Annotated in this window: 19 protein-coding genes and 1 tRNA gene; 7 read left to right on the top strand and 13 right to left on the bottom strand. The window is 38.7% G+C overall.

Annotation, left to right across the window (positions count from 1 at the left end):
* Nucleotides 1–150: 150 nt before the first annotated feature.
* From CLV48_RS15485 to CLV48_RS15445, 9 genes are all read right to left on the bottom strand, one after another.
* Nucleotides 151–591 (bottom strand): acyl-CoA thioesterase, encoded by a 441-nt coding sequence (locus tag CLV48_RS15485; protein WP_106568207.1) that lies wholly within the window; start codon nucleotides 589–591, stop codon nucleotides 151–153.
* 13 nt (nucleotides 592–604) lie between these two features.
* On the bottom strand, nucleotides 605–1,156 hold the full coding sequence (locus tag CLV48_RS15480) for an NUDIX hydrolase (protein ID WP_106568206.1): 552 nt from the start codon (nucleotides 1,154–1,156) through the stop codon (nucleotides 605–607).
* A 1-nt stretch (nucleotide 1,157) separates the two neighbouring features.
* Entirely contained in the window at nucleotides 1,158–1,754 is a 597-nt protein-coding gene (locus CLV48_RS15475) for a hypothetical protein (protein ID WP_106568205.1), read from the bottom strand.
* Complete coding sequence (locus CLV48_RS15470; RefSeq protein ID WP_106568204.1) at nucleotides 1,754–3,664, bottom strand: RecQ family ATP-dependent DNA helicase; 1,911 nt, start codon at nucleotides 3,662–3,664, stop codon at nucleotides 1,754–1,756. The genes CLV48_RS15475 and CLV48_RS15470 overlap by 1 nt, the downstream gene beginning before the upstream one ends.
* Before the next feature lie 2 nt (nucleotides 3,665–3,666).
* Nucleotides 3,667–4,446: an enoyl-CoA hydratase/isomerase family protein gene (locus CLV48_RS15465; RefSeq protein ID WP_106568203.1), complete on the bottom strand. Its 780-nt coding sequence runs from the start codon at nucleotides 4,444–4,446 to the stop codon at nucleotides 3,667–3,669.
* Between the two features lie 71 nt (nucleotides 4,447–4,517).
* Nucleotides 4,518–6,482, bottom strand: a complete 1,965-nt coding sequence (locus tag CLV48_RS15460) for a ComEC/Rec2 family competence protein (protein WP_106568202.1) — start codon at nucleotides 6,480–6,482, stop codon at nucleotides 4,518–4,520.
* 90 nt (nucleotides 6,483–6,572) lie between these two features.
* Nucleotides 6,573–7,109, bottom strand: coding sequence for a DUF3575 domain-containing protein (locus tag CLV48_RS15455; RefSeq protein ID WP_106568201.1), 537 nt, complete (start codon nucleotides 7,107–7,109; stop codon nucleotides 6,573–6,575).
* Nucleotides 7,110–7,143: 34 nt separating this feature from the next.
* A complete protein-coding gene (locus tag CLV48_RS15450) occupies nucleotides 7,144–7,581 on the bottom strand; it encodes a GNAT family N-acetyltransferase (protein WP_106568200.1) in 438 nt (145 codons plus the stop codon).
* Complete coding sequence (locus CLV48_RS15445; RefSeq protein ID WP_106568199.1) at nucleotides 7,538–8,539, bottom strand: PhoH family protein; 1,002 nt, start codon at nucleotides 8,537–8,539, stop codon at nucleotides 7,538–7,540. Before CLV48_RS15445 ends, CLV48_RS15450 begins: the two co-directional genes overlap by 44 nt.
* Nucleotides 8,540–8,643: 104 nt before the next feature.
* Here CLV48_RS15445 and CLV48_RS15440 point away from each other — a divergent pair, with 104 nt between their 5' ends.
* From CLV48_RS15440 to CLV48_RS15430, 3 genes are all read left to right on the top strand, one after another.
* Nucleotides 8,644–9,420 (top strand): SAM hydrolase/SAM-dependent halogenase family protein, encoded by a 777-nt coding sequence (locus CLV48_RS15440; RefSeq protein ID WP_106568198.1) that lies wholly within the window; start codon nucleotides 8,644–8,646, stop codon nucleotides 9,418–9,420.
* Nucleotides 9,420–9,716, top strand: coding sequence for a putative quinol monooxygenase (locus CLV48_RS15435; protein WP_106568197.1), 297 nt, complete (start codon nucleotides 9,420–9,422; stop codon nucleotides 9,714–9,716). The genes CLV48_RS15440 and CLV48_RS15435 overlap by 1 nt, the downstream gene beginning before the upstream one ends.
* A gap of 72 nt (nucleotides 9,717–9,788) precedes the next feature.
* A tRNA-Leu gene (locus tag CLV48_RS15430) sits at nucleotides 9,789–9,872 on the top strand.
* Between the two features lie 554 nt (nucleotides 9,873–10,426).
* Here CLV48_RS15430 and CLV48_RS15420 read toward each other — a convergent pair.
* Entirely contained in the window at nucleotides 10,427–11,347 is a 921-nt protein-coding gene (locus CLV48_RS15420) for a sugar phosphate isomerase/epimerase family protein (protein ID WP_106568195.1), read from the bottom strand.
* Between the two features lie 156 nt (nucleotides 11,348–11,503).
* Between CLV48_RS15420 and CLV48_RS15415 the strand changes: the two genes are divergently transcribed.
* Genes CLV48_RS15415 through CLV48_RS15400 form a run of 4 tightly spaced genes read left to right on the top strand, consistent with a single transcriptional unit; the run spans nucleotide 11,504 to nucleotide 17,724 of the window.
* On the top strand, nucleotides 11,504–12,220 hold the full coding sequence (locus CLV48_RS15415; protein WP_106568194.1) for a hypothetical protein: 717 nt from the start codon (nucleotides 11,504–11,506) through the stop codon (nucleotides 12,218–12,220).
* Nucleotides 12,207–14,960, top strand: coding sequence for a TonB-dependent receptor (locus tag CLV48_RS15410; protein ID WP_106568193.1), 2,754 nt, complete (start codon nucleotides 12,207–12,209; stop codon nucleotides 14,958–14,960). The genes CLV48_RS15415 and CLV48_RS15410 overlap by 14 nt, the downstream gene beginning before the upstream one ends.
* A 26-nt stretch (nucleotides 14,961–14,986) precedes the next feature.
* A complete protein-coding gene (locus CLV48_RS15405) occupies nucleotides 14,987–16,114 on the top strand; it encodes a DUF4249 domain-containing protein (protein ID WP_245889577.1) in 1,128 nt (375 codons plus the stop codon).
* Nucleotides 16,115–16,146: 32 nt separating this feature from the next.
* Complete coding sequence (locus tag CLV48_RS15400; protein WP_245889576.1) at nucleotides 16,147–17,724, top strand: hypothetical protein; 1,578 nt, start codon at nucleotides 16,147–16,149, stop codon at nucleotides 17,722–17,724.
* On the opposite strand, the gene CLV48_RS15395 is transcribed toward CLV48_RS15400, so the two are convergent.
* The 3 genes from CLV48_RS15395 to mdh form a co-directional block, all read right to left on the bottom strand.
* Nucleotides 17,721–19,388: a mechanosensitive ion channel family protein gene (locus CLV48_RS15395; protein WP_106568190.1), complete on the bottom strand. Its 1,668-nt coding sequence runs from the start codon at nucleotides 19,386–19,388 to the stop codon at nucleotides 17,721–17,723. The genes CLV48_RS15400 and CLV48_RS15395 overlap by 4 nt on opposite strands.
* Nucleotides 19,389–19,496: 108 nt before the next feature.
* Nucleotides 19,497–22,196, bottom strand: a complete 2,700-nt coding sequence (locus CLV48_RS15390) for a PQQ-like beta-propeller repeat protein (protein WP_245889575.1) — start codon at nucleotides 22,194–22,196, stop codon at nucleotides 19,497–19,499.
* A 124-nt stretch (nucleotides 22,197–22,320) separates the two neighbouring features.
* Nucleotides 22,321–23,259: a malate dehydrogenase gene (gene mdh, locus CLV48_RS15385; protein WP_106568188.1), complete on the bottom strand. Its 939-nt coding sequence runs from the start codon at nucleotides 23,257–23,259 to the stop codon at nucleotides 22,321–22,323.
* Nucleotides 23,260–23,284: the final 25 nt, after the last annotated feature.

Here is a 23,284-nt window from a genome sequence, read left to right as displayed (position 1 = left end):
TTTTCTCACGTCTTTAAGGTTAAATATAATCGATTGATACGCCCTAATCACCCCAATAGTTCATTTTTGGATCTATCCAAAAGAGAATTAAACACTGTCCAAATGTTTACTGGCCTTCAATTTCGCCCACAAAGATAATGAAAATTAACCTCAAACTGACTTTTCACTCATTTTTGAGGCATATTCCAGTGGAACGGGCACTGGCCTCATCGTATTCATATCTACCGAAACCATGGTTACTAAAGCCTGTGCAAAAATTTTAGTCTCTCCACTTTCAACTGCCCCCATCAATACCTGTTCCAATACAAAAGAACTGTTTCCAATATGGATACAACGGACATAAGCAGATGGCTGATCCAATATATGTATCGGCACTTTAAAATCTAAATTGATATTCGCAACTACAGTACCTATCTTCATGATATCCCAATTGCAGACTTGATATAAATATGCAGCCCTTGCATGTTCTAAATAACTGAAGTAAACACCATTATTGACATGCATATAGCCATCGATATCTGAAAACCTTATCTGAATAGGTACTGAAAATGAAAAAGAGGACTTTATATCCTCTATTGTATATTTATGCATAAACCCTTGACATTTAAAGTAATATTTCGGATTTACTGGTCTTTTCAAGCATTCTTAAGATTGATGAATTGGTACCTGTCAGATCTTCTATCGCATCAAATGGAATCCAGGCCAAATCCATACTTTCTTCAGAAATCACCAAAGGTTCATTGATCTCTGCTTCTATCAAAAAACGGACATCATAATGAAAATGCTCAGGTACTTCACCTTTTTGGGGAATAACATGCCTGTCAATATCAAAAATACCAGAATCCACTATCCTGAGAGAAGACAAGCCACTTTCCTCCATTGCCTCTGACATTGCTACTTCTAGGAGATTCTCATTACCGTCAGCATGTCCCCCTAGCTGAAGCCATCTATCCAGCTTCCTATGATGGGTCAAAAGTGCATGTGTACGGGTTTTATTGACAATCCAGGCAGATCCTGTAAAATGCCCATCCAATCTTTCCCTTACAAAAGCTTTTTCATCGAAAGTCAGATCAATAAAATCATTTATAAAAGAAGCTTCCTCCTCAAAAGGTGTCCTGTATTTTTCAAGATTAGATCTTAAAGAAAGTCTATCCATGTTATGTGTTGGTTTCAAATATAAAGTCGATAAATTGGTCAAAAGGCCTTGCATCCTGATATAGGCGATCGGAATAAACGGTGACCAAAATTTTAAGGAAACTGGGTGTATCGTTGATGCTCACCTTTTCGATACTGACATTTCCAAAGAGCTGATCTATTTTTTCGGTAGTCAGATCTGCGCTGCTCAAAGGTGGCTTGAAATATTGTTTTTCGGTAGTCTTGACATAATCATTGATTTCCTCAATTTTTCGGTCCAAACTAACCTGATTATACCCCAAATCTAACACTCGCCTGCCAAATGCAAAGAAAAGATTAGAAAAACTTTTTTCATCAAGAGGGCTATCATAAGAAACTGCAAAGCCATTGGCATAAGGTGAGTTTAATATGTGCACCTCCGGAGAAGCATTGATCCCTGATTTTTTAAAATAATAATTTTTGGAAATCAGAGCCACCAAAGATTTTCCTTCCTCTGATTGGGTCCATTGCTCAAGCTCCACTTTGTCTATATCAGACTGCTTGAAATTTTCCTTGATGGACAATGGGTTGGATTTCTTTGGGAATAATTTCCCTAAAACATCATCAATGAATGAAGCCATTAACGCTTTAATTTATAGTTACCATTTGGTTCTGCCACTATCAGCCCCGCTTCTTCCATTTCACGCAATACTTCCACAGTGGTTTGGTCACTTTTTAATCCGGATATTTCTTGAATTGTATATAGAGAAAACTCCTTTCCCTCCTTTAAAGTTTGAATTATTTTTTCCTTTACTTCCTTCTCTCCCCCGTCAGCCTTCTTTTTTTTTGAAATGCATACATCACAGATGCCACAAAACTGCTCTGAAACTTCTCCGAAATAATAGGAAATCTGATTTGCTCTGCATACACTGTAATTGTTGACGTAAGCTATCATTGCATTAGCTTTGTTAATGGCATTCTTCCTTCTTTCCTCAATTCTTTTGAGGTTTAATGGAAGTTTTCCTGCATCAAAACGCTCTGTCAAAAATGTAATCTGGGGCTGGTCTTTTCTTTTGTTATAAGAAATCACACCTCCCTGATCCATATAGTCCAACATCTTGATCAATTCCCTTTCGCTTAAACCCATAGATTTGGCCAATTTGGATTCCTGAATTTTCAAGAATTCCACAAAAAGTTCACCTCCATAAGTCCTTAATAAAATTTTGATTAAAGGGTCCAATTTTGCATTGGCTATCTGAAACTCATACAATTTGCTTTGGTCAACGAGAAATTTTAAAGTTGAGGGGCTAAAAAAACTTTCATTAAGTTCCAAAAGGCCTTCTTCCTGCAAAACTTTCAGGGCATTGTAGGTTAAAAGCACTTCCAAATTGTAAGTTTCCGCGAATGTGGCCAAATCAAAATCAAAACTGCTCATCAGACCACTTCCTACTGCCATGCGATAATAATTGGCAAGACTTTGATACACTTTTTTCAAAAATTCGACAGGGGGATAGGCCATTGCAGCTCTTTCTTCCAAGACCTGCAGATCCTGCTGATGGGTAATGAGCACAGCATATGCTTTTTTTTCATCCCTTCCTGCCCTGCCGGCTTCCTGGTAATAATTCTCCAGATTTTCAGGCAGGTCCAAATGTATTACTACCCGCACATCTGGCTTATCAATTCCCATTCCAAATGCATTGGTTGCCACCATTACCCTTACCTGGTTTTTTTTCCAATCATTTTGCCTTATTTCCCTTACCTCATTGTCCAGGCCTGCATGGTAAAATGTCGCTGAAATTCCAACTTGATTCAAAATAGATGCGATTTCTTTGGTTCCCTTCCGGTTTCTAACATAAACTATGGCTGTACCAGGGACTTTTTGTAGTATTTCTATGCCTTTTTCCAGCTTATTTTCAGCTATACGGACTGAATAACTAAGGTTTTTCCTTGAAAAAGACCTTACAAATACATCTGGGGATTTTAGTTGAAGTTTATCAATTATATCTTCCTTCACTTGCAATGTGGCTGAAGCAGTCAAGGCAAGACAGGGGACATCCGGGTGAAACGCTCTGATATTGGCAATGTCAAGATAAGGAGGTCTAAAATCGTAACCCCATTGAGAAATACAGTGGGCTTCATCTACAGCAATTAGATTGACCTTCATCCGCTTAAATCTCTCTATGAAAATTTCGGTTTTTAGTCTTTCGGGCGAAACATATAGGAACTTATAATTCCCATATATACAATTATCCAATATTGTATCAATTTCCCTCTTACCCATACCTGAATAGATCGCTGCAGCTAACACACCCTTTTTCCTCAGGTTATCTACCTGATCTTTCATCAGAGCGATCAGAGGACTGATCACGACACATATACCCTCCATGGCCAATGCCGGCACTTGGAAACAAATGGACTTTCCTCCTCCGGTTGGTAACAGTGCAAGACAGTCCTTTCCTTCTAAAGCTGATAGGACAATATCCAATTGAACTGCCCTAAATTCATTGAAGCCGAAAACTGTTTGGAGGATATGATAGGCCTTTTCTTTCAATTTTACCAGGAAATAGTTTCTTTGTTCAAAAATGCAGCAATACCTTTTTTGCAATCTTCTGAGCCCCTTGCTCTGGCATTCATCGCAGCAGCATAATCTAGCCCTTCTTCAAGGGTTTGTTCCTGTACCCTTCCGATCATTTCTTTGGTTAAGGCCATAGATTGATCTGAATTCTGTTTAATCAACTTTTGGGCATAGGAATATACTTTTTGCTCCAATTCCTCTGCTTCGACAACCCAATTGATCAGGCCCATTGATTGGGCTTCTTTAGCTTCTATCAAGTCTCCGTCCAAAAGGAGCTGTTTAGATTTACCCTCACCAATCTTTCGTAAAAGAAAAACTTTAACAATGGCAGGTACAAAACCTATTTTCACTTCTGTATATCCAAACTTTGCATCAGGAACCGCAAAAGAAAAATCACAGACCATAGCCAGTCCGCAACCACCTGCAATAGCATGTCCCTGTATTTGGGCAATAATAACTTTCGGGGAAGTGTAAATTCTATAAAACAAATCCTTCAGGTTGTTGCTGTCCTCAAGGTTTTCCTCAAAAGTATTTGTCTGCATAGACTGGAGATAGGCAAGGTCTGCCCCGGAGCAAAAAACCTTACCTGATGCTTTTATCACCAAGACTTTTACATCTTTATCTTTCTCAAAATCTGAAATAGCCAGTTTCAAAGCCTCCACCATTTCTGCATTGAGCGCATTCCTTTTTTCAGGCCTATTAAGTTCCAAATAGCCAATTCTGTCTTTTTTAAAGGTGATAATGGGATTTTCACTCATTTTTTCTGCTCAGTAAATGTTTAGAAATATTATTGAAAGATAGATTACCGAAAGTGCTCTTCCAAAAACATTCATTGAAAAACGACTTTCAGGGCATTTTCAGTTCTGCTAATTGAGTCATTATATTCTATTTTTCTCCATATTCCTGATTCCCATTGAAAAATACCTAAAGCGGATGCATCACAATCTTTGAAATGAATTTTTTCATCCTGAATACTTACAGTCTGGCCATAGGGAAAACGAAATTTTAAATTTTCTTCACTTGAATCGGGAATTAAAGGCAGGAATCCTCCAGAAGATTTCCTTTCTCTGTTAGCTATCACTTTGTACTTCAGCTCATTTTCTTCCGCTTGATCAAAAACAAAAAGTTTACCTTGGTACAAAAAATCAATTGCCAATCCCTTATCTAATCGGTAAACCATCAATTCCTTTCTGTTGAAATCTGTTATCCGTTCTATAACCCGAGACATGCTTCCTATGAATAATATGGCCACAATCATCCAAAGTACCTTTTTGTTGGGCAGGTGGACCAAAAATATCAATAAACCAAGTACTGAAAAATAAATCATCACATCCAATAGATCTAGATAAATACCGGATATCCTTGACTTTGGCAAAGCTTGAATTGCAAATATTCCTGTATTGACAAGCTGGATTATAATTTCTGTAAACTTGGATAGCCAATCACCAATAACATTTACTCTTCCTAAAAGCAAATAAGGCACACCAAAGGACATAATCAAAAATGCTCCCGGAATAGCGATAAGATTAGACAGTAAAAAGTAAACAGGAAAAATATTGAAATAATAACTTGAAATGGGAAAGGTGGCTATCTGGGCAGCGATACCCACCGTACTGATTTGCCAAATATATTCCAAAATACGGTTATCAGGAATCCATAATCTGACCAAAATTGGCTGAATCAACAATATCCCTATCAATGCCACATAGGACAACTGAAATCCAACCGCATAAATCAATTGTGGGTCAAAGACTAAAAGTATCAAAGCAGAAAGGGCTATAGCATTAAAAATCGAAGGAGATCGGGATTTCATTTGGGCCAAACCCATTAGGGAAAACATGGTAGCTGAACGCATTACAGATGGTGACATTCCGGTCAATAGGGCATAACTCCAAATCAGCAAAATTATCCCTGATAAATAGGTAATTCGCTTTCTGACAGAAAGCCTGTAAGGTTTGATCCACAAAAAGAAAAAACCATAAATAATACCCACATGAAGTCCGGAGACAGCCAAAACATGCATGGCACCGGCAGTGGCGTAAGCTTCACTCAATTCTCTGTCCAATGATTTCTTTTGGCCTAAAAGTAAAGCCTTGGCAATCTGGTTAGCTTGAAAATCCTCAAAATGTCTATCAAAATTACCGATTATCTCCCCCCTCAAAAGCACAAAAAAATGCTCCAACGGAGATTCATTTACCCAAGCAATTTTTTGAAAATTATCCCCTACAAAATGTTGGTGCATGACCTGTTGTCGAGCCATGAATTTCTTGTAATCGAATTCAAAAGGATTTTTGGGTCCTTCAATAATCTGAGGGTTTCCCTTTATCCAAAGGAAGTCCCCAGGCAGCCATACACCTGAATCTTTCCGGTAAATGATGACTTCCCCTGCTAGGTCCTTCCATTCTCCCTTGGAGTAACCACGCTTAATCTCAACCCTATTAGAAATTGAATTAGGTCTGGCTTCATCCTGTCCTGTTACTATGGCCAGATACCCTGATAGCCCTTCCTGATGGTAGATCAAATGGTTTTTATTTTGCAATACATCCTTATGAAATGAAAATTGTAAACCAAGGAGTATAAGCATTAAATAGGCCAATGAAGGAAATGTCCATGTTTTTAACCACTGGAGATTTCTTTTGGCATTTATCAACAATAGAGTTACATAAGCCAAGAAAAAGACTGCCAGCAGAAAATCAAAAGTTGGTTTTGGAAAATGCATCAAAAGGGGATAAAGCAATATTCCTAGAATGAAAAAAATCAGGTACCTTATAAATGGATAATCGGCAAATGGCATAGACTTAAAAATTTGAAGGAAAATACCTATAAAAAATGAAAAAGGGGACTGTAAAGCCCCCTTTAAGTATAACTTAATCGGATAAGTTTATCAAAACCTATATCCGACGTTCAGTCCAGCTTTTAATTCGATGGCATTGAACCTATCTGCCACTTCTGAAGAGAAGCCTCTTGCAACTGCAACAAATGGTCCAAAGGCAAAATTGTTAAAATTCCACTTATATCCGCCCATAAGACCAATATATCCGCTATTCAAATTGGTCACAGTTATGGGGCCATCCAGACTTTCGCGATACTCCCCAAATCTATATTTGAAAAAAGGAGAAATATGAAGTTTACCTGATTCATTTCCCGCAAAATAGAAATTATATGACATCAAAATAGAGGTAGCATTAAAGTCTTTACCTGCTCCGGCAGAGCGGTAATTGAACCTGTCATTGATATGAAGTTCCAGACCTAAAGATTGGTCTGGGGCAAGAAAATGCTCATAACCCAGCTCAACGGAACCTAATAATATGGTATTAAGAAAGTTAAGCCTGATTTCACCTTTCGGATCTTCCAAAGCCTGGCCCAAAGCCAAATTCCCTATCAAAATCATTGCTGGCAATACAAATAATAGTTTTTTCATGGTCTTAATTTTTTAAAACAAACAGTAAAATAAATCACAAATATAATTCCATTTTGTAATGCAGAATATTGCATTCCTCAAACATAGGGCCCACTTGTTTGAATCCAAATTTGGCATACAAAGGCATGGCATCGAGTTGGGCATGCATATAGAGTTTTTTACTTTTCGAATCAGGATGTTTGGAAATATCATCCACTACAGCCCTGACTAATGCCTGGCCGACACCTTTTCCTCTCATGGATTTGAGAACGGCAAACCTCTCCAATTTGATGCCTTTATCTGTAAATCTCCATCTGGCTGTTCCCGCTACCTGTCCATCAAGTTTGGCCAAAAAATGTGTAGATGATTGTTCGTATTCATCATATTCTTCTTCGGGATCCACTTCCTGTTCGATTACAAAGACCTTTTCTCTGATATCGAATATTGTTTCAAGCTCCTCCTTCGTCTGTACCTTTTGGACGCTTATGTTCATCTTTTTCAGTTACTTTTTGGGATTCGTTTTTTTCGTATGCTTCAATGATAGACTTTACCAATTTATGGCGGATGACATCTTTACCGCTCAGGCTGACAATTCCGATTCCTTTCACATCTTTAAGGACATGAAGGGCCTCTCTGAGTCCTGATTTTTGTCTTTTTGGCAAATCCACCTGAGTCTGATCCCCGGTAATGATCACTTTGGAATTAGGCCCCATTCTTGTCAGGAACATTTTAATCTGCTCGCTTGTGGTGTTCTGGGCTTCATCCAGCAGGACAAAGGCATCATGTAAAGTTCTACCCCTCATATATGCCAATGGTGCTATTTCAATCACTCTTGTTTCCTGATAAAATTTGAGTTTTTCGGAAGGAACCATATCACTTAGCGCATCATAAATAGGCCTTAAATATGGATCCAGCTTTTCCTGTAAATCTCCAGGAAGGAAACCCAAGTTTTCACCAGCTTCTACAGCTGGTCTGGTGATAATGATCCTTTTCACTTCCCTGTTTTTCAGGGCACGTACAGCCAATGCCACCGCTATATAAGTCTTGCCAGTACCTGCAGGACCTAGAGCAAACACGAGGTCATTTTTGAATGAAGCCTCTACAAGTTTTCTTTGGTTGGCAGATTTGGGTTTGACCACCAATCCTTTGTTCCCGTAGATGATCACATCATTTTTGAGGTTTTCTTCAAATGGCGCCCCTTCTAAAGCAATATACTCTTGAATGTTTTCGGGAGTAATATGTCCAAATCGATGAAAATGTTGAAGCAACATATTGAGAAGGTCATTGATGCGCAGGATTTCAGGTGCACGTCCTTGAATCCTGATTTCATTTCCCCTTGACACCAATTTGCTTTGTGGAAAAGCAGCAGCGATATGCTTGATGTTTTCGTTTCCCGGGCCTAAAAAATCCAGCAGGGGAATATTTTCCAAAGTAATTACTTTCTCTACCAATCCTATACTTTTGAATTATGATTTGTTCCTATGGTGTAATGAATAAATTTCTATTTTTGTTCACACCTATCACAAAAATATAAAATTTTAACAGACTTGCTTGTATGGCATTGATAACATTCACTTCGGATTTTGGAGACAGGGATTATTATGTCCCGGCTGTTAAGGCAAAAATGTTATCCATCAACCCACAACTCAACATTGTGGACATTACCCATATGGTGGAAAATTATGATGTTGCCCACGCCGCATTTTTATTGAAGTCTGTATATAATGAATTTCCAAAAGGAACGGTCCATTTGGTTGCCATGAACGCAACAAGCAATGTAACTGACGGCTACATTGGCATCAAACTGGATGATCACATCTTCATCGGTCCTAACAATGGCATTTTAAGTCTTTTGTCGGAAGATGAACCCGGTATCATTGTGAAATTAGGGGATGTACACATTAAAGAAAGTACTTTCCCCGCGAAAGACATATTGGCTCCCGTGGCTGCCAAAGTGGCCTCCGGAGCTTCCATTCATGATTTTGGAGGTCCATTGAGCGGAATTAAAAAAATGATCCCTAGGAATTTCAAAGCTACCAAAAAGCAGATCACTGGGCATATTGTAAGAGTGGACAATTATGGCAATCTGATAACCAATATCACTAAAGCAGTATTTGATACCCTGAATCCAGGAAAGTTCAATATTGAATTTGGGCGCGAAACCTTGGTCAAACTCAATACAAATTATGATCAGGTGGAGCCCGGAGATTGCTTTGCATTTTTCAATAGTCTGGGCTTATTGGAAATCGGTATCAATCATGGGCATGGCGCCGATCTATTGGGGTTAAGATATGACAGTCCGGTATTTATCAATTTTGATTCAGAGGGATAATGCTGATACGTATAGTAAGAATGACCTTCCAGGAAGATAGAATACAGGATTTCCTGAACAACTTCGAAGTGAATAAGGAAAAAATCAGAAATTTCCCGGGCTGTCATTACCTTGAACTCTGGCAGGACAAAAATTTTAAAAATATTTTCATGACTTACAGTCACTGGGAATCAGAGGAGGCGCTAAATCAATACCGTGATTCTGAATTGTTTAAATCCGTATGGTCTTTTACCAAAACCCTGTTTGCAGATAAACCCATGGCCTTTTCTGCAAAAAAAATTGAAGAACTGCCTTGAGGGTTCTTGCAAGGAAAAAAAATAGTATTCATATTTGCATCCCGTTCAGCAAGGAACGCGGAAGATTGAAAAGCCCAGGTGGCGGAATTGGTAGACGCGTTGGTCTCAAACACCAATGAGGTTACACTCGTGCCGGTTCGACTCCGGCCCTGGGTACTTAAACAGAAAAGGTCCTTCTCATCAGAGTTGGGCCTTTTTTTATGGCTTTGGACGGAGGAGAAGTTTATCCCGACAAAATCGGGAACTCTGGCCCTGGGTACAAAAGACTCACAGAATTGTAGGTCTTTTTTTTCTAACCATTCAAAATCTAACCATTGCTCACCTGAACATAACCCAGGTAAGCATCTTCATGATCCTCCTCCAATTCCCCTTTTCCATAGGACACTAAAAAACTGTTCCCTTTCCTGAACTCATTCCAGATGACTTTGAGGGCGTTTTACATATAAGGATATTCTGCTCTCAACAGAACCCACCAGGCACTATAGAATTTGCCAAGATTTCTGTAAATCTATGCAATAAAGAGGTTAATAATCATACCTGAACCTGATCAATGGCACCAATACCTTTAAATTCCCTTTACAAATCTCTTTATCTCCATCATTCATAAATAATACCCCAGATACCCAATAACGGTCATTAAAAGACCAATGGAGATTTTTTCTCAAATAAATCACTTGGTCCTTTCCAGAAAAATTACCTGTCACCAAGCATTAAACTTGCGCAACTAAAGCCTTCATCTTTTCAAGACCGGTCTTTGCCACAGACAAAGCATCTTTCTTCCAATAGTCTTGATTGAAAAGCTCCAAAGAAAGTATTTTTTCGCCTCCCATGGCCTTTAGATCGGATAGAATCTGACCCATGGGAGCCGATCCATCACCTGGATAAACTCTGTCTTTATCCTGTTGCTCTTCCCTAGGTATATGGGATACAAAATCATTCATATGAAAAATCTCAATCAAATCTCCATTGAGCATTTTCAGTCCCTCGTAACCTGAACCTCCTCTGAAAAGATGATAAACGTCTGGCAAAATCCTCGCATCCTTATCGTTTGCCACTGCAGCAACCATAAGCACCTGCCCTAAATGATTGAAAAATGGGAAAGCTCCCCAAAACTCCAACTGGGGCATAACGCCTGTTTTTCTTCCGAGATCCAATAAAGCTTTATACCTTTCCCCTGCTTTGAAAAGATCCAATGGTGCATCGACGCCAAAAGCAGGAGCAGCTACCCGCTTACAGCCTAAAGCGGCTAATAGCTCCATCTCTTTCTCCATTTGCTCAAATCCTGCCTTTCTCTTTGAATCATCATCTACCATCCAAGGGGCAAAACCTATCGCATTTTCAAATTTCAATCCACTATCATCAATAAGCTTTTTCAAACTGACTAAAGAGTTTCCTGCCTTAATAAAATCCTGCAAATCCCTGATCCATAATTCTACCCCATCATATCCCGCACGGGCAGCGATTTCCAGATAACCTTTCAGTCCAGGCTGCTGCCCCATAATGGTACTGGTATTCAAACAGTATCTGAATTGACTTGCAGAACCGGAAGGACTTGCCTGCAATGAATTGGCCGTTAAAAAAGCTCCTGCACCTAATCCCAAGGATTTGATGGCATTTCTTCTGGAAATCATGTTATATAGGTTTAAGATTGTTGTTAATACTTCATTTGGACTTAAAATTAAACGAATTAGCCCTCAACAATCAACCATTCATAAAAATATTAAACCAATATACCTCTCGAAATAATTAATTTGGTAAATTAAACTTTATTCCATTTTATCCTTTGCATGAAGTCTCCAGTCTTTTTGGTTTTTTTAGTCCTATTTTCATTTGCGGTTGAGGCCTATGCTCAAGGTGGCTCAGGTCTAGAAGTCAAATACAGAGATAACATTACCCTAGACCAAGAAGTAGTCAGTGGTGGATATTTTGTGGACCCTCCAAAAGAATTTGAGGGCCACCCCTATTTTTTCACAAAAAATTTTGAACAAAGTGATATCACAATCAATGGACTTACATATAGACGAGTACCCATTCTCTACAATATCTGGAAAGATCAGGTATTGACCTTCCAGCCTATCCACAAACAAAAAATACTGATCAGGCATGATAAAATAGATGCATTTACGCTTCATTTGGATTTCCCAGTTTCATTTATCCGCTTAGATGAAAATCCAACTTATAGCCACCATGGAAGTGGTATATATGAATATGTAGGAGAAGGCCCCTCAAGGCTTTTGATCAAACATAGAAAACAGACCAAGCCTAAAAGGGAATTCAGTATTTACAGCGAGGTATTTTATGAAACCCAGGATTACTTTCTTCAAAAAAACGGAGAAATAATCAAAATTTCCGGCAGAAAACAGGCCATTGACTTTTTAAGCATGGACCCAAAAGAAGTCAGGAAATCAACTAGGGATTCAAACTTGATTTACAGAATTGACAGAAGAGGCTACCTGTCATTTTTGGTTTCACTATACAATCAGGCACAATATGACAAGAAATAAGCTAATCCTGATTTTGATTTTTTCACTTATTAGCTGTTTGTTTTTTCAAACAGCCCTACATGCCCAAGAGCAGCAGAAAATTTCAGGATTATTTCCAGGAATATCCTTTCCAAGATTTGCCCAGCAAGTGAATTCAATGACAGGCTATCAGTTCTACTACAATCAAGAGGATTTAGCAGATTTACAGGTCAATATCAGCGCAAAAGACAACACCCTGACACAAATTTTGGAGGCACTTTTTGAACAGACTGATTTTAAGTTCAGTATTGATACGGAAAAAAGGGTATTTATCACCAAACACAAACCTTTGGATCTTAAACTTGCAAAAGATTTTTTCGAAAGTCCGGACCCCTTATTGAAAACAGATAGCCTTACCCGTCAATCAGATATTGAAAGGGCTTTTTCAAGAAACAAATTATATGTAATTGGAAATCCGGGCAATCAAAAAGAAGCAACTTTGAAAGGGAAAATTACAGGAATTGAAACCGGAAATCCTGTTTTTGGAGCTGTTGTTTTCGAAAGAACAGAATATAGGCGGGCAATAACCAACGAGGAGGGTTACTTCCAAATTCTCTTACCTGTAGGCCGACATACCTTATTTATTCAAAATCTCGGTGGATTTATTGAACAGAGGCAAATCAGCCTTCAGGGGGACGGTATCCTGGATGTGGCTATTGAAGAAAATATCATTTCCTTATCAGAGGTAACGGTTAATTCAGACCGGATGACCAATATTTCCCGACCCGAAATGGGTGTTCAAAAATTGAACATCCAATCAATGAAGAAAATCCCTGCGGTTTTGGGGGAAGTAGATGTAATCCGTTCTATCCTTACCTTACCTGGGGTTCAGACAGTCGGAGAAGCTTCAGTTGGCTTCAATGTCAGAGGAGGGGCGGCGGACCAAAATCTCATACTTTATAACCATAGCACCATATACAACCCTTCCCATTTATTTGGCTTATTCTCAGCTTTCAATCCGGATGTGGTGGAATCCGTAGAACTATACAAAGCAGGCATTCCTATACAATATGGTGGAAGACTATCCTCTGTACTGGATGTCAAGGCCAAATACGGCAATAACGAAAAAATAAAAGTCACAGGAGGCATAGGTCTGCTTACAGGAAGATTAGCTGTAGATGGTCCAATTGGAGAAAACACCACTTTCTCCATAGGTGCACGCAGTACCTATTCCGATTGGCTGCTCCAGTTATTGGAAGAAAATACCGATTTCAAAGATGGAAGGGCTTCCTTTTATGACCTAAATGTCAGTATCTCCCATAAACTGGATAACAAAAACATCATCCGGGCCAACGCTTACAACAGCAATGACAATTTCAGATTTGACAGAGACACTACTTTCCGCTATGAAAACCTGAATTTTAATATAGGTTGGACACATTATTTCAATGAAAGACTGGAGGCTGAATTTGTGGTCGGAAGGGACAATTATTCTTTCGGAATTGAAGGAAGGGACAATCCAAGCAATTCTTATGACTTTGGCTTCAATATCCGGCAGGATTTTGCCAAAATTCATTTCAATTACGATTATGACTTCAGACATAAATTCAATTTTGGAATCCAGAGTACCCGGTATAGACTAAACCCTGGAAAAATCCAGCCTTGGGGATTAGAATCGATTGTAGCCCCTGAAGAAGTCAATCAGGAACAGGCCTTAGAGACTGCTTTTTATATTGGAGACAATATTGAAATCAGCGAACAACTCACTGTAAGCCTGGGAGGAAGGTATGCACTTTATAATTTTTTGGGGCCTAACACCAGTAGAATTTATACCCCTGGACTGCCCATGGCTCGGACTACCTTAATTCGGGAGGAAACTTTCAATGCAGGCGAAGTGATAAAAACCCACCATGGTCCCGAATTCCGTATTTCAGGAAGATATATTCTCAATAATATTTCATCTTTAAAGGCAGGATACAACACCGGTAGGCAGTTTATCCATTTGGTTACCAACAATGCAGCTATAGCCCCAACAGATATTTGGAAGTTAAGTGATAACAACATTCTTCCACATTGGGGGGATCAAATTTCATTGGGCTACTACAGGAATTTGAAAGTCGATAAATATGAATTTTCAATTGAAACTTACCATAGAAACCTGAGGAACCTTCTGGATTTCCGTTCAGGAAGCACGCTTATCTTGAACAACACTGTAGAGCAGGCAGTGGTAAGATCACAAGGAAGAGCTTATGGGGCAGAAGTATTGCTTAGAAAAAACACCGGTAAACTGAATGGCTGGATCAGCTACACTTACTCTAGATCCTTATTGAAAACAGCCAAGGATGAACCTGCTGAAAAAATCAATAATGGGGAATGGTATCCTAATAATTTTGACCAGCCTCATAATGCGGTGCTTGTAGGCAATTATGAATGGAGCAAAAGATTCAGTACTTCCGTCAATGCCAATTACAGTACCGGAAGGCCTATCACCTTGCCTGTGGCCAAATTTGAATATGGGGGCTCAGAAAGGGTGTTTTTCTCGGACAGAAATGCTTACAGAATCCCGGATTATTTTAGGATTGACTTATCTGTCAACATTGAAGGCAACCATAAAGTAAGAAAACTTGCCCATTCATCATGGTCGGTAGGTGTTTATAACTTATTAGGAAGAAGAAATCCATACTCGGTGTACTTCACCCCTGTCAACGGCATTTTGGAGGGTTACAAATTGTCCATCTTTGCCCAACCAATTCCCTTTATCAGTTATAACTTTAGAATTTGATGCTGAAAAAAATCTTTCATATAAACATGATTTTGGTCCTTCTGATGATGTTTTCATGCAGAGATCCATTCGAACCTGATTTGAGTGATATTCCCGTTGAAGTGCTTGTGGCAGAAGGTTACATAGAGATTCAAGGTGAATCTATAATCAGACTCAGTAAGACTGTTCCTGTGAGGAGTACCCAAAGCAGCCCAGTCATTAGTGGAGCAAAATTATCCCTTCTGGACAGCAATAATGGCCGATGGGAGTTTGTAGAAAAAGAGGAAGGTGTTTATTCATTAAATGGCAACTTCTCACCTTCTGAAACATATCAGTTACAGATAGAACTTATTGGTGGAAAAGTTTACAAAACAGAAAATTTACAACCCATCATTTCTCCTGAAATTGATGAATTGGGTTTTCTTAGGGATCAAAATGGAGTGGAAATATTCGTTAGCACAAAGGGGGATGAACAGGCACAATATTTCTTGTGGAGCTACCAGGAATACTGGATTTTCAGGCCTGGGGTCATTTCCCGCTTGATTTATAATGATGGGGAAGTAAGGTTTAGGGATACGGATGAGCGGATTGATCTCTGTTGGAAAAACAACCTTAATCCAAAAATTGTACTTCAAAATGCAGCTAGATTTGAAGATAACCGCATCCTCCAGAGAGAATTGGTCCTGATTCCCAACAATTCAGAAAAACTAACACAGCGCTACAGTATTGAGGTCATGCAAATGGCAATAAGTCAAGAGGCATTTGATTTTTGGGAGATTCTAAGGAAAAACTCCGATGATATTGGAGGGATTTTCAGCCCTTTACCTTCTCTTATCAGAGGCAATATCTATAATGTAACCGATGAATCCGAACCTGTCATTGGGTATATAAGTATGGGAAAATCTGCTACCAAAAGGATTTACATTGATATCTCGGATGTTTTCCCATGGCCTGTTTTTATTCCCGAATACGAATTTTGTGGAATCTCCTTTCAGGACACAATTCCTCCAACCAAGCAAGCTTTGTTTGAAGCATTTGGCAAAGGCGATAGAATGCCAGCCAGAGATTTGTATGCAAGTAATGGGGAAATAATAGGCTATTTTGGAGCTCCTACACAATGTGTGGACTGTACGTTAAGAGGATCCAATGTCAGACCTGAATTTTGGGAGGATTGACGATGAGAAGTATAAAGCTAATTTTTCTTTTTTTGATAAGCATTCCTTCATTTGGCCAAAATTGGGAGAATGATGAAGTATTTGCCCATATTTCCAAAAATATCAGTCTGATCAACGATCAAATCTGGTTTTATCTACAGGTAAGCAACGGTGGCCAACCAAGTCCTTCAAAAATAGCTTACGTAGAACTGATAGACAGGGAAAGTTTACCGGTACTGCAATTGATCCTTCCTTTAAATCAAGGAAAAGTTGAGGGACTCTTAGAAATTCCTTCCCATCTCGAATCAGACCATTATCTACTGAGGTTTTATACAAGAATCAGCCCACTAAATGATGAAAATAACAGGGGAGTTTTCAATCAATTGATCACAGTTATCAACCCCAAAAAAGGACCACAAACTCCTGGGACAATTCTCGGCAAGAATACTTATCCATTTGAAAAACCTGGAGATTTTCAGATTGCAGAAATTAGCATGAAGCACAAATCTGAAATTCAGGTTCCTTTAAACTCAATCAAAAGCCCTTATCAGATTTCAATTTCCATCCATAACCCTTTCTTACCTGAAGATTTTCACGGTCATATCGGGCAGGAAATCTATCAGCCGTTGGAAAAAAAAACCAACATAATTCCTGAACTTTATGGGCATATTATTCATGGAAAAAACCTAAGCATGGAAGTGGACACCACTGAAACTTTTTTCCTTTCAGCCCATGGAAAACAATCCGTCCTCCATTCCGCTAAACCTGATCCACTAGGCAATTTGTTCTTTGAACTTGGTCCAATAATGGATTTTGATTTTTTGATTGCACAGTCACTGTACTATGAAAAGCAACTCAATTTTTCACCCCAATCACCTTTTTGGAATTTGAAATTGAAAGAAGATTTTGTTTTTCCTACTCTCAATTTGATGGAAGAAGACAGAGTTTTCTTGGAAATGTTACTATTGGCTGCCCAACTTAAACCACACTTTTATCCTGTAAATGCAGGCGAACCACAGCCTATTGTTACAGGATTAGTAGCTGACAGAACATACCATTTGAATGATTACACCCGCTTTGATAATATTGAAACTACCCTTAGGGAATATGTTCCCGAAGTATTGGTCAGAAGACAAAACCGAAACATCGTTTTTAAATTACTTAACACCCCTTTAGGAAATCTGTTCCAGGAAAATCCATTGATATTGATTGATGCCATGCCTGTCTTTGATTCAGATGTTTTAGCAAAATTTGACCCTAAGGATATAGAAAAATTAGAAGTTCTTACCAGAGAATTTTCATTCAATAAGGACAAGTTTTCGGGAGTTTTGAGTTTTACCTCTTTCCAAAATGACTTTGGCAAATTCGAGCTTCCAAAAAATGCCTTGTATTTAAATTACTGGCCAATGTTGAAGACCAAAAAACTGGAAACACCCCACTTCAACCCGAAAATCGGAACAGCAAATTACCCGGATTTCAGAACCAGTCTGCTTTGGAACACAAATCAATCTACTTCTCGACTCCAATTTTATACATCAGAAATCAAAGGGAAATTTGAAATCAAAGTATCCTATTTGAATGAGAGGTCTGAACTGCAATTCCTTCAATCCAATTTTGAGATCACAGATTAATTGTCCTTTTTCCCCATCTCCTTCACCAAAAAATCCTGAAGCTTAGAAGTATAAAAAGCAGCATCATCAGGGTACTCCGGGATAAGTGTTCTCTTTTCAGGAAAACTCTCCATGTGTACTGTTTGGGTCGGAAAGGCAAATCTCACACCTAATCCCTTGGCCAACCTGATTATCTGAACCAAAATTTCATGCCTACAGCGTAATTCCTCCTGCAAGGTAGGCACCTGGAAGAAAATATAGAACATAATGTCCTGACTGTAGGTAGAAAGGCTGTTAAAGTATATGTTATACAAATCTTTCCTGGTGTTAGGATGGTTCTCAACGATTTTGCGGAGACCTTCCACAAAAGCTTCTATCAAATCAGGGGGAGTATCATAAGTTATTGTCAAAGTAGTATAAAACCTTCTGTATTGTCTTAAACCATGGTTATCTATAGTTGCATCTGCAATTTTACCATTTGGAATATACATTACTGAATTTCTAAAGGTCCTCACCCGTGTTGATCTAAAACCCACTTCTTCCACAGTTCCGTCAACATCTCCTGAAGTAATCCAATCCCCAACTTGAAATGGCTTATCGATAAAAATCATGATGGAACCAAAAAAGTTTTTGATGGTATCCTGAGCAGCCAGGGCAAAAGCAAGCCCCCCTATGGAAAGTCCTGTAAGAAAAGGGACAATATCTACTTCAAGCCCCTCTTTGAGAACAAACAAAGTCCCTACGATGACCACAAATGCTTTCAAGGTTTTGCGCAACAAAGGCACAAGTTGATCATCAAGCGTGGATTCTGTCTTCTCAGCCAGTTTCGCAAAATACAGAGAAACTATGTCCACAATTTTATAAAACACAATTGTGATTACCAATGGCTTGGCAGCATTGAGCACTTTGATCACCATAGAAACCACCTCCACTGGCAACTGCAATAACCTGATAAAAAGGGAAGACAGTACAACGATCAAGTAAATACTGGTAATTCTGGCCACCGGAAGAAGGTACTTTTCTCCTACATAGCCATATCCCATTTTGGCCACCAAATAGAGAAATACCTTGTCCAATAAAAAAGTAATCAGCTTATGCGCTACAAAAAGCAAGAGAATAAGAAGGAAGAGACCCGCCAATTGCCAGAAGTGCAATCCTATATAAACTTCATTGCCCATCTTAGGTAAAATGTTCAATAAGCGGTCAGTTCCATAAGGATAGGTGACCCTATGCATTTCATCAATCTGGGAAACCGTAAACGCACTGAACTTCCATTCATTATTGATTTTTTCAAGGTATACCAGAGGCAGCTTTTTGGTATCGTAAAAAAATTTTGCCTGATTGCTGAAAACCGAATCAAAAAAATCCGGCTCATTGGGGACTTCCAAAAACTTTATGAATACTCCATTCCCATCAAAAATCTGTTTGAGTTTTACAGCTAATTTTTCACCTTCCTTCTCACGTTCTGGACCTAAGTTCAGTGCCATTGCGGCAGCTTTTGGATCATAATTATCCTCTCTTAGATTTAAAAAGAAGGTCAAAGTTGTATGATAAGGAGTCTTCAGGTTATGGTAATCCTCTTCTTCTATAGGAACCAATTGGTCATCCAACACTACCTGAGCAAAAATGGATGAATAGAAAAACGTAAAAATAAGAATCAAAATCTTAATCTTGAATTGCTGCATGGGATTACATATTCAGTCTTTTCCTGCGCAAAAGTAATAACATCGCAAAAAGTTGGAAAAGAAAAAACAAAAAAGCCTCCCCTACCTGATTATAAGAGAGGCCAAATATTAAATTGGCAACTTATATTCAGCAAATTTATTCCCTGAAATCGAATAAATCGAATACTGGTTTTGGCTACCTGAATACCTGATCTCTACTTTGTGGTCCCCAATGATAGGAAGGGTATTAAGAAGAATTCCATCCAAATTATACAGGTAAATGAATTCCTGGCTCTTGTCCACTATGACAAAAATATTTTTGTCAGTCCCGAAAGAGAAATACTGAAATTCCAGATTTTCGGAAAATACATCCACACTGAATACTGTTTTATATTCGCTGTCCAAAACTGTTACTTTATTGTACTCATGTACAGCAAAAACATAACGATCATCCTTTTGGTCTTTGATCAGATAAAATTTACTTTCCCTATCAGGCCTTAAAAGTTGATTTCTGTAAGTCAATTCTCCTTTGAGATTTACCTGTACAACTTCACCTTCCTTGGTAATGGTTACAAGTCGGCTTTCCTGTGCACTTCCTCGCTCCAAAAGAATATAATCTGACCTTAATTCATCCCCCAATCTAATAGGAGAGCCTAGCTCCGGCTCGCCCCTCCTATTGAAGAAATACAATTGACCTTTTGAAGATAAAGCCACCATTCTATCGCCTACCCCGGCAATTCTATGATGTGCAGGAGCAGTAGCTACAGGTCCACTGATAGATTTTGGATTCCAACCTTCCAGTTGATTTCCATTTTTATCCAACAAATAAAGATTCCCTTCCTCCGAGGCGATAAAGTATCTGTAATCCCTGGAATTACTGTAATCTACTACATTGAGGTGAGAAATGGTCTGCCCTTCTATGCGAACAGGGAAACCTGAAACCAAATTGCCCAACCTGTCAATGATATAAACCTGATTTTGGGTAGCAAATAACAGTTGTAACTTACCATTTTTGAAAAAATCAACTTGGTGAATGCCTGAGACAATCGGCCCATCCAAATTATAACCGAATACCTGCTCCCCTTCTGAAGTCAACAAATACAGGTTATTTGCTTCATCTTGCACAACAAATTCCTGACTGCGGTCAATAAAATTTTGAACAACAATCGGTCCATAAGTAAGTCTATTGCTGAATGCTACTGTCCTATTTTCTGTCAACAATACATCTTGTACTGATTTGATAGGATTCATACTGTAGCCTAACTCTAAAATGACAGCATTATTCTTTCCTTCTTCCTTTACTTTAAGATTAAGCAGTTCAAAAGATTTCAACTGCGGGGCATATTTTTGAAAAAATGACTTCCAGTTTGGAGAACTGTTTTCAATTATTGCGCTCCAAAACCGATGGATATCAAGCATAAAATAAAATCCATTTTCAGGAGACAAATTATCAATCAACTTTCTCTGGTTTAAAGATTTCCCCCAGGTATTGTCATTATTGATGTCATCGATGAAAAGTTTTATGGCTTTACTGCTATTTGCAAATACCAGCACATCGTTGACAACTGTAATATAGGTATCTGAAAAACCTTGGAATTTACCTCCGAACAGGTGTGCGGGAAATTCTTCTGAAGCTATCCTGATGATCTCCATCTGCTGATAAAAATCTGAAGGGAATTCTTCCAATTCAGAACGATCAATACCGGCATTGAAAGCTCTTAATAATTGGATCTTATTTTGAATTTGGTTTACCTGGAGTAAAAGTATTTTGTCCTGAGGTTCATTGCTTATCAATTCGAACAGAAGAAACGCTGCCTCTCCTGTCAGATCATTTAAAAACCCTTTGTCAATTAAGGATTTCTCGATATCTCCTTTAAGTGTACTGGTAAATTGGAAGCCTTTATCTTCTAGTTTGGAAATTTGGGCTAGATCTTCCAAGTGGTATTGTTGGTACACAGCTGTTCTATTACTTACCAGGTTCTGAAAACTTTTTGGGTTTCCTGATTTAGAAGCAGTAAAGTCGAATTCCTTACCATCCGAAAAATAAGCATGACCTTCCATGATCACTTGATCATTCAAAAATTTTAGCTCTAGATTTGCAGCAATCCCATTCCTGGAAAAGCTTTCAATCATTTTAAATTCAGCATTTCTACTTATCCCGTTTATAACTTTGCCTATTGCTTGTCCGGATATCCTGATCACCCCTAAGCCTTTGGGTCTGGGCAATGCATCAAAAAGCTGCTTATTACTTGATTTGAAATTCAATAGATTGCTATTCTGGGCATAGCGGATGGCATCCTCAACCAAAAAAGAGCTATAACTGGCCACAAATACATTTCCAATTATTGCATAACTCAAATTTCTTTCCAGGTCAAGACTTTGAAATTCCTTGATCTCCACATTGCTGTAACTTCTGGTATTGATTCTTGAAAGTGGGGGAAGATTATTTTCTAAATCTTTCAAAATATCAAGGTTTGAAAGATCTCTAAAAGATATGGTGAACAAAAAATCAAATTCTTCTCTGCCTACCGGATGCCAAGACATTACAAATTGATTGCCTTTTAGGGCCCTTTCCAGTTTACCACCTTTTCCCAAAAGGCTATCCAAAGTCATCACCTGATATTGGGCCTGATCTAATGCTGGCAATTCCGAAATCCGGCTCCAGAAGGGTTGGGTAACCAATTGATTCCAGGCCATTACCGGCTCAGTTGTTTCAAAAACAAGTACGGCCTCTGCGGAAACCAATTCAATGGCATTTCTTTTGGAAAAAAGAAATCCCGACTTAACAAAATAGAAAATTCCCCCTGCTAATCCGAATATTATCAGCAAGGTTATTACAATTCTCCTTGTACTCACTTAATCCTGTTCTTTTTTGGAAGATTCAATTTCGAGTCAAAATAAACAAAAAATCCCGATTAAAAATCGGGATTTTGATAATCTATTCGATAGTTGATTATTTCGAGGACAGTTTGTCCAATACATTCATCACTTCTTTCACGTGACCTCTGGAAACTTCCAAAAGGGCTTTTTCATCGGCATTTAGATCAAGTTCAATAACTTTTTCCACACCATTTTTCCCAAGGATTACCGGCACACCAAGATAGCAATCATCTATACCATACTCGCCATCAAGCTTGATACATACAGGGAAAACCCTTCTCTGGTTTTTCAGGATAGATTCAACCATTTGGGCAGCTGCAGAACCTGGGGCATACCAAGCTGAAGTTCCCATCAATTTCACCAATTCCCCTCCACCGAATTTTGTTCTTTCGATAATAGCATCCAATTTATCTTTAGAGATCAATTCCGTCACAGGGATACCCGCTACAGTAGTATATCTTGGAAGAGGAACCATCGTGTCACCATGACCACCCAAGAGAATAGCCTGGATTTCTTTAGAAGAAATATTCAGCTCTTCGGCGATGAACGCCCTGTATCTTGCAGTATCCAAAATACCGGCCATACCGATCACTTTGGTTCTTGGCAACTGTGAAGTTATGTGTGCCTGATAAGTCATTACATCCAGCGGATTGGATACCACAATGATGATTGCATTTGGAGAGTGCTTGATCACATTTTCAGTCACAGACTTTACGATACCAGCATTGGTTTCAATAAGGTCATCTCTTGTCATGCCAGGTTTTCTTGGAAGACCAGAAGTGATGACCACTACATCAGAATTAGCTGTTTTGCTGTAATCATTGGTACTTCCTACTGTCCTGCTGTCATATTGATTGATAGGTGCTTTTTGCCAGATATCCAGTGCTTTACCCTCTGCCACCCCTTCTTTGATATCAACCAAAACAATTTGTTCAGCGATTTCTCTATAGGCTAACACATCTGCACAGGTTGCCCCAACATTTCCGGCACCTACTACGGTTACTTTAGTCATGATAATGGATTTATTTTTAAGTTTT

It is taken from the genome of Cecembia rubra (assembly GCF_003014575.1).
Classification (GTDB): Bacteria; Bacteroidota; Bacteroidia; order Cytophagales; family Cyclobacteriaceae; genus Cecembia_A; species Cecembia_A rubra.
Note: the sequence above shows the minus strand (reverse complement) of the source record. Positions and strands in the feature narration are given on the sequence as shown.